General features: G+C 66.0%; 1 protein-coding gene. It reads right to left on the bottom strand.

The features are described from left to right. A partial coding sequence (locus tag Q8S60_RS06755) for a reverse transcriptase domain-containing protein (RefSeq protein ID WP_305668447.1) occupies positions 1-904 on the bottom strand: 904 nt, incomplete at its 3' end. Between the last annotated feature and the right edge of the window lie 271 nt (positions 905-1,175).

The following is a 1,175-nucleotide window of genomic DNA, read 5'->3' as shown; positions in this document are numbered from 1 at the left end:
CAGCGGCGTCCATCGCCCAGTCTGGTCTGTCTTGCAGCACCAGGGCGTTGCACGTCGCCAGGAGCGTGGGCAGGTGCGTCTCTGGTCGAGTGGCCCGCTCCATCCACTCTGCCAGGCGCTCGTCAGTCCCGTCCTCTCCCCGCACAGCACCTGCGCGCTCCAGCAGAGTGCGCACGGACTCGGGCAGCAGCGTCTCTGCCAGCCACTGATCCACACGCATCACCCTGTTGCCGAGCGCGCGCACGGACTTCTCGAGGTAGCCCTCCCATCTGGCCTCGGGCCACTGCTCTCTCGATCGTTCGTGCATGCTGTGCAGGGCGCCCACGATCTTGTTGGCCTCCAGCACGATGGTGTTGATGAAGTCCTCGTCGCCGTCCACCCCCATTTCCTCAGGTCGCGCTGGCCTGCAGTCCTCTCGCACGTGGGTGTTGCCCCCTGGCCTCGGAAGTGCAGGCACGTTCTCGAGGACCTGCGCTACGGTGAGCAGGACTGGCATCTCCGCCAGCGCGAAGAGCGCCGGAGAGAGGGGCCAGCCCTGAGGCACACCCGTGGCCGAGGCCATGACCCACGTGGCTCCCTTCTTGGAGTCCCGCAGCCAGAGGGGCGTCGGAGCAGCCAGGGCCCAGCAGGAGAGCGGCAGCAGTGCGGGCACGTGCTGCGCACACTCGCGCAAGATCTGGCGTCTGGACACGGAGTTGAAGGCGTTGCGGGCGTCCACTGACATGATGCAGTGTCCCGACAAGCGGGCCAGCTGCGACGCCCATCCCACAACCTCCGTGCCCCCCCGAAGCCCCACGCCCACCTGGTGGGGCGCCAGCACCTTGACCAGCGTCGGCATGGCCAGGCGCGTCATGGCAAGCCCCACCAGGCGCATAATCACCTCCCCGATGGCGATGGGGCGCACTGCTGCCTGTCCCTTGCGAAGGGCGATGGCCCGAGAGGCCATCAGGATAGGCGCGGGACCTCCTCGTCCCACCATGAGCAGCCGCACCACTGCAGTGAAGAGTGTGAATTTAGGGTTAGGGTTAGGGTGATATCCTCTCGACACGGCGCACGAATGGGACATCCCTACATCGAGCTCTCACGGTCAGACACGGACTTCACTCATGCACTGTTCTCACAGTGCCATCCTACTGGCTCACACGGGTGAGGGGGCAACCTAAGTCACCCCCTCG

The organism is Parvibaculum sp., assembly GCF_030694575.1.
In the GTDB taxonomy this organism is placed as follows: Bacteria; Pseudomonadota; Alphaproteobacteria; order Parvibaculales; family Parvibaculaceae; genus Parvibaculum.
Note: the sequence above shows the minus strand (reverse complement) of the source record. Positions and strands in the feature narration are given on the sequence as shown.